At 51.8% G+C, this 5,333-nt stretch carries 8 protein-coding genes, 1 tRNA gene and 1 pseudogene; all 10 read right to left on the bottom strand.

Going from position 1 to position 5,333, the window contains the following annotated elements; genetic code table 11:
* Nucleotides 1-1,587 (bottom strand): annotated as a pseudogene (locus tag IKG78_RS12220) (DNA-directed RNA polymerase subunit beta); the annotation flags it as partial.
* A 105-nt stretch (nucleotides 1,588-1,692) separates the two neighbouring features.
* Nucleotides 1,693-2,067: a 50S ribosomal protein L7/L12 gene (gene rplL, locus IKG78_RS12215; protein WP_290943827.1), complete on the bottom strand. Its 375-nt coding sequence runs from the start codon at nucleotides 2,065-2,067 to the stop codon at nucleotides 1,693-1,695.
* A gap of 51 nt (nucleotides 2,068-2,118) precedes the next feature.
* Entirely contained in the window at nucleotides 2,119-2,664 is a 546-nt protein-coding gene (gene rplJ, locus IKG78_RS12210; RefSeq protein ID WP_290943825.1) for a 50S ribosomal protein L10, read from the bottom strand.
* A gap of 8 nt (nucleotides 2,665-2,672) precedes the next feature.
* The gene (gene rplA / locus IKG78_RS12205) at nucleotides 2,673-3,359 is read right to left on the bottom strand and encodes a 50S ribosomal protein L1 (protein WP_290943823.1); all 687 of its coding nucleotides are present in this window, start codon (nucleotides 3,357-3,359) and stop codon (nucleotides 2,673-2,675) included.
* Between the two features lie 40 nt (nucleotides 3,360-3,399).
* Nucleotides 3,400-3,825: a 50S ribosomal protein L11 gene (rplK, locus tag IKG78_RS12200; RefSeq protein ID WP_290943821.1), complete on the bottom strand. Its 426-nt coding sequence runs from the start codon at nucleotides 3,823-3,825 to the stop codon at nucleotides 3,400-3,402.
* 31 nt (nucleotides 3,826-3,856) lie between these two features.
* A complete protein-coding gene (gene nusG / locus IKG78_RS12195) occupies nucleotides 3,857-4,396 on the bottom strand; it encodes a transcription termination/antitermination protein NusG (protein WP_173474551.1) in 540 nt (179 codons plus the stop codon).
* A 1-nt stretch (nucleotide 4,397) separates the two neighbouring features.
* Nucleotides 4,398-4,586, bottom strand: a complete 189-nt coding sequence (gene secE, locus IKG78_RS12190) for a preprotein translocase subunit SecE (RefSeq protein WP_290943819.1) — start codon at nucleotides 4,584-4,586, stop codon at nucleotides 4,398-4,400.
* A 19-nt stretch (nucleotides 4,587-4,605) separates the two neighbouring features.
* Nucleotides 4,606-4,678 (bottom strand) — tRNA-Trp (locus IKG78_RS12185).
* Between the two features lie 12 nt (nucleotides 4,679-4,690).
* Nucleotides 4,691-4,843 (bottom strand): 50S ribosomal protein L33, encoded by a 153-nt coding sequence (gene rpmG, locus IKG78_RS12180; protein ID WP_014545993.1) that lies wholly within the window; start codon nucleotides 4,841-4,843, stop codon nucleotides 4,691-4,693.
* A gap of 12 nt (nucleotides 4,844-4,855) precedes the next feature.
* A partial coding sequence (locus IKG78_RS12175; RefSeq protein WP_290943817.1) for an EF-Tu/IF-2/RF-3 family GTPase occupies nucleotides 4,856-5,333 on the bottom strand: 478 nt, incomplete at its 5' end.

The following is a 5,333-nucleotide window of genomic DNA, read 5'->3' as shown; positions in this document are numbered from 1 at the left end:
CGTGTAGTGAACGTCACGGACTTCGAAGCCTGCACGTTCACGGGTAAGACCACCAGGACCGAGAGCGGAGAGACGACGCTTGTGAGTAAGTTCAGAAAGCGGGTTCATCTGGTCCATGAACTGGGACAACTGGCTCTGGCCAAAGAATGCCTGGACGACAGTAGAGACCATGCGAGTATTCACGAGTTCGCGCGGAGTCGTCTGTTCTTCTTCGGAATGGAGAGAAAGGTTTTCGCGGATGACGCGAGACATACGGGAGAGGCCGACGGAAATCTGACCGGCAAGGAGTTCGCCCACGGAACGTGTACGACGGTTGCCCAAGTGGTCGATATCGTCAAGAGTGTAGCCTTCGTCGCCGTTGAAGAGGCCGACCATGTATTCGATGATAGCAAGGAAGTCAGTCTTGCTCATCGTCATCTGGGTCACAGACGGCATCTTGAATTCGTTGACGCGGTCGAAGCGTTCAGCAACTTCCTTAACCTTGGCAAGAATAGCAGCGGTGTAAACCTTTGCGTTCAAGCGGTAACGACCGACTTCGCCAAGATCGTACTTGTGCGGGTCGTTGAGGAAGAGTTCGTCGAAGTAGCGTTCGGCGGTCTGGAGGTTCGGAGCTTCTTCCTGCTGCTGGTGGGTCACGGAGTAGACAGCCTTGAGGGCGTCTTCGCGGGACTTCGTCTTGTCGGCAGCGAGCGTGTAGTGGATGAGGAGGTTGTCTTCTTCCTTGGAAAGCACGGTGATCTTTTCGACACTGCTTTCGCGGAGGCGTTCGAGCTTCTTGTCGTCGATGACAGTGTTAGCTTCGAGGATGATTTCACCCGTTTCTTCGTCAACGACATCGTTGAAGATAATGCGGTTGATGAGGGTGCAGACACCTTCCTTGTCAAAGTCGTTAAATGCATCATCGTTGAGGACAATTTCGTCCGTCTTCTTGTAGAAGAGGTTCAGGATGTCCTGAGTCGTTTCGAAGCCGATGCAGCGAAGCATGGCGGTAGCGGCGATCTTCTTCTTGCGGTCGATGATGAGGTAAAGGATGTCACCTTCGGTGTTGAATTCAACCCATGCGCCACGGTGCGGAATAATACGGCTCTTGTAGTCGGAGCGGCCATTGGGTTGCATTTCTTCGTCAAAGCTCACACCAGGAGAACGGTGCAACTGCGAAACGACGACGCGTTCGGCGCCGTTAATGATAAACGTTCCGTTCTCGGTCATGATAGGAAGTTCGCAAACCAAGACATCGTTCTTGATTTCTTCCTTGAGCTTACTTTCTTCTCCGTCCTTTTCGAACACCTGGAGGGAGAGAGTTGCAAAAAGTTCCATGGAATACGTGAGACCACGCTCACGGCATTCGGGGATGCTGTATTTCGGGATGCCGAAATAATATCCTTCATACTTCAAGGAATACAGATCCTTGTCATCGGTGATCGGGAAGATATCGCGGAACACGCGTTCTAGCCCGACATTCATCCTTTTCTCTTGGGGAATGTCCTTTTGAAGGAATTGCTCGTACGAAGCCTTCTGGACTTCGATCAGGTACGGGAGTTCCAGGTGGAACTTGTTGGAGGAATAGGATTTTCGCTCCGTCGTCATTAGAAATACCTCATCCGGTGAAGAGCCTAATAATAGTCAAAAAACACCAAAAGCCCGCACTGTTGTGCAGGCAATTGGTAAGGAAGAATTAATGCAGCAAAAGCATTACTTAAGGGTAACCTTTGCTCCGAGTTCTTCGAGTTTCTTCTTGAGAGCTTCGGCGTCAGCCTTCGGTGCAGCTTCCTTGATGACGCTGTTGGCAGTTTCGACGACCTTCTTGGCTTCAGCGAGGCCGAGACCCGTGATAGCGCGAACTTCCTTGAGGATAGCCATCTTCTTGGCCGGATCGATTTCGGCGAGGATAACGTCGAATTCGGTCTTTTCTTCAACAGGAGCTGCAGCAGCTGCAGCCATAACTACAGCGCCACCGGCAGCGGCTTCGATGCCGTGGGTTTCTTTAAGGTAGTCAGCCAAAGCCTTGGCTTCGAGAAGGGTAAGACCAACGATTTGATCGCCCAATGCCTTGATATCAGTTGCCATGATGTGTTTCTCCGATTATTCCGTTTAAAATTTTTGGTTTGTGGTTTGTTGTTAAGCTTCCGGTGCGGCAGCTGCTTCAGGTGCAGCGGCTTCGGAACCCGATTCTTTTTCCAGTTTTTCCTGGAGGGTCTTGAGCTGACCGGCAATCGTGGAGCCCGGTCCGAGAGCGATGGAGACGATCATAGCGATCATGCCCTTGCGATCCGGAATCTTAGCGAGGTTCACGACTTCGGAGCCCGGCATTGCCTTGCCATCAAGGTAAATGCTCTTGGCAACCAAGAAATCAGGGTTAGCTTTGTGGAATGCTTCAATTTCGCGAGCCGGCAGGAGCGGGTCTTCTTCGAAGCCGACCATGACAGACGTTGCGCCGGTCAGCTGATCGTTGAGACCTTCAACCTTGAGAGCTTCGAGCACGCGCTTGAGAAGAGTGTTCTTCACAGCGTGGTACTTGACACCCTTAGCAGCGAGGGCTTTGCGGAGGGCATTGTCCTTATCGACAGTGATGCCCTGGAAATTGAGCAGATAGACGGCGGTGGCGCCCTTGAAGGACTCGACGAGCGCGTCCACGGTCTGTTGTTTCTTAACTACAGCTTTCATGGTTTCTCCTAGCGCGTCAGTGCCATATCAAGTTTGATGCCCGGGGCCATCGTAGCCGTCAAAGTGAGGCTCTTGATGTAAGTGCCCTTAGAAGATTGAGGCTTGTTCTTCACGACAGAGTCGATGACAGCCTTCGTGTTTTCGGAGAGCTGTTCGGCAGTGAAGGAGAGCTTGCCAACCGGAGCATGGACGTTAGCGCCCTTGTCAACGCGGTAGGAAATCTTACCAGCCTTGAGTTCCTTGACGGTCTGGGCGACGTTGACCGTCACCGTGCCAGCCTTCGGAGAAGGCATCATACCGCGAGGACCGAGGACACGAGCGACCTTACTAATCACCGGCATCATGTCGGGAGTAGCAACGACGGAATCGAAGTCCAGCCAGCCTTCCTGAATCTTCTGAACCAAGTCAGCACCACCCGCGTAGTCTGCGCCAGCGTTTTTTGCAACTTCAAGGTTGTTGTCCTTGCAGAAAACGAGAACGCGGACCGAACGACCGGTACCATGCGGAAGCACGACAGTGCCACGAACCACTTGGTCGGAATGTTTTGGGTCCACACCGAGATTGAAGTGTACTTCGACGGTCTGGTCGAACTTCAATTCGGACTTTTTGAGTATTTCGATAGCTTCCTTCAAGTCGTACGCTTTGGTACGATCTATGCTTTCAGCCATCTTTTTGTATTTTTTTCCTCTGAACATGAAATTTTCCTGTCAGATACGTAACGGTGAATTACCTGCCTCAGTCAACCACTTCAATACCCATGGAACGAGCAGTACCCGCAACCATGCGCTTGGCGGCTTCGAGGTCGATTGTGTTTAGATCCGGCATCTTCTTTTGGGCGATTTCCGTGATCTGGGCTTGAGTGATCTTGCCAACTTTCTTACGGTTGGGTTCACCAGAGCCGCTCTGCACGCCAGTGACCTTCTTGATGAGGGCCGGAACCGGCGAGACCTTCGTGATGAAGGTGAAGCTCTTGTCCGCATAGACCGTGATGACGACCGGCACGATCATGCCCTTGTCGTTCTGGGTCTTTGCGTTAAACTGTTTGCAGAACTCCATGATGTTCACGCCCTTCTGACCGAGGGCAGGACCTACCGGAGGAGCCGGGTTGGCGGCACCGCCAGGAATCTGGAGCTTAATATAACCTGTGATTTTCTTTGCCACTTTATTGTCTCCGTTTCAAAAACCGTATCAATTATGCGTCAGCGGATTCGACCTGGTTGAAGGCGAGTTCCACAGGTGTAGAACGACCAAAAACGGAAACCATGACCTTGATCTTGTTTTCCATTATTTCATCTACCACGCCCACAAAGCCCTTGAACGGACCTTCCTTGATGCAGACATTCTCGCCAATTGTGTACGGAATTTGGATCTCGCCTTCGATGGAGTTTTCAGGATCAACACCCAGAAGACGATCGACCTCGCTCTGACGAAGCGGAATAGGGACGCGAGAAGCGCGCGTCATTCCGCCAAAATGGGTGACACCATTGATGGTGGACACCAGGTGCTGGGTGAGCTCGTCCAGCTCCATTTCAATAATGATATATGCAGGAAACAAATTTTGGACGCTTACTCGACGCTTACCGCGAACATTGGAAACAACTTCACGGATAGGTACGAGAATACGTCCAAATTTATCTTGAACGCCTTCGCGCTCAATCATTTGCTCAAGGCGTTTCTTGATATTGTTTTCTTGTCCGGTAAAGGTGTGAACAGCATACCATTGCATGGACATACTAACCTCTACCCATAATCTGATTTACAATCCAAGAGAGACCTACGTCGAGCCCTGCAATATAACAACCCATGATTAAGCTAAAAAGCATTACAACAAGAGTAGAACCTTTAAGTTCTTCCCAAGTGGGCCAAGTAACCTGTTTCAGTTCTTGGATGGACTCTGATACATATTGCTGAATCTTACGCATGTTTCCTCCGGGAAGTGAGCAGGTCGAGAGGGACTCGAACCCCCAACCAACGGTTTTGGAGACCGTGACTCTACCAATTGAGCTATCGACCTATTCGGACTTCCTTACTTGGATTCCTTGTGAACAGTATGCTTGCGGCAGAAACGGCAGTACTTCTTGTATTCCACGCGGGAAGGGTGAAGACGCTTGTTCTTGTCGCAATCATAGTTGCGCTGATTGCATTCTGTGCATTCGAGCACGATGAGTTCTCTAGGCATTTTTAATCCTGATTACTTGATGATTTCAGTTACGGAACCAGCGCCAACAGTGCGGCCACCTTCGCGGATAGCGAAGCGGAGCTGCTTTTCCATGGCGATCGGGGCGATGAGGTTCACGTGGATGGTCACGGTGTCACCCGGGGTCACCATTTCCACGCCTTCCGGGAGCTGGATCGTGCCAGTCACGTCGGTGGTGCGGAAGTAGAACTGCGGACGGTAGCCGTTCATGAACGGCGTGTGGCGGCCACCTTCGTCCTTCGTGAGGACGTAGATCTCGGCCTTGAATTCGGTGTGCGGAGTCACGGACTTCGGAGCGGCGAGAACCTGGCCGCGGCTGATGTCCTTCTTTTCGGCGCCGCGGAGGAGAAGACCGACGTTGTCACCGGCCTGGGCGTCGTCGAGGAGCTTGCGGAACATTTCCACGCCCGTGATGACGTATTCGGTGGTTTCACCGAGACCGATGCGTTCGACCTTGTCGTTGAGGCGGACG

Origin of the sequence: Fibrobacter sp. (genome assembly GCF_017545445.1) — a bacterium.
Classification (GTDB): domain Bacteria; phylum Fibrobacterota; class Fibrobacteria; order Fibrobacterales; family Fibrobacteraceae; genus Fibrobacter.
The sequence above is the reverse complement of the archived record's forward strand: the minus strand, read 5'-3'. Positions and strand labels throughout refer to the sequence as shown.

What these genes read in the sequence shown, in the direction of transcription:
- rplL (WP_290943827.1), bottom strand. Translation starts at nt 2,067, where the DNA reads ATGGCAACTGATATCAAGGCATTGGGCGATCAAATCGTTGGTCTTACC.
- rplJ (WP_290943825.1), bottom strand. Translation starts at nt 2,664, where the DNA reads ATGAAAGCTGTAGTTAAGAAACAACAGACCGTGGACGCGCTCGTCGAG.
- nusG (WP_173474551.1), bottom strand. Translation starts at nt 4,396, where the DNA reads ATGTCCATGCAATGGTATGCTGTTCACACCTTTACCGGACAAGAAAAC.
- rplA (WP_290943823.1), bottom strand. Translation starts at nt 3,359, where the DNA reads ATGTTCAGAGGAAAAAAATACAAAAAGATGGCTGAAAGCATAGATCGT.
- rpmG (WP_014545993.1), bottom strand. Translation starts at nt 4,843, where the DNA reads ATGCCTAGAGAACTCATCGTGCTCGAATGCACAGAATGCAATCAGCGC.
- secE (WP_290943819.1), bottom strand. Translation starts at nt 4,586, where the DNA reads ATGCGTAAGATTCAGCAATATGTATCAGAGTCCATCCAAGAACTGAAA.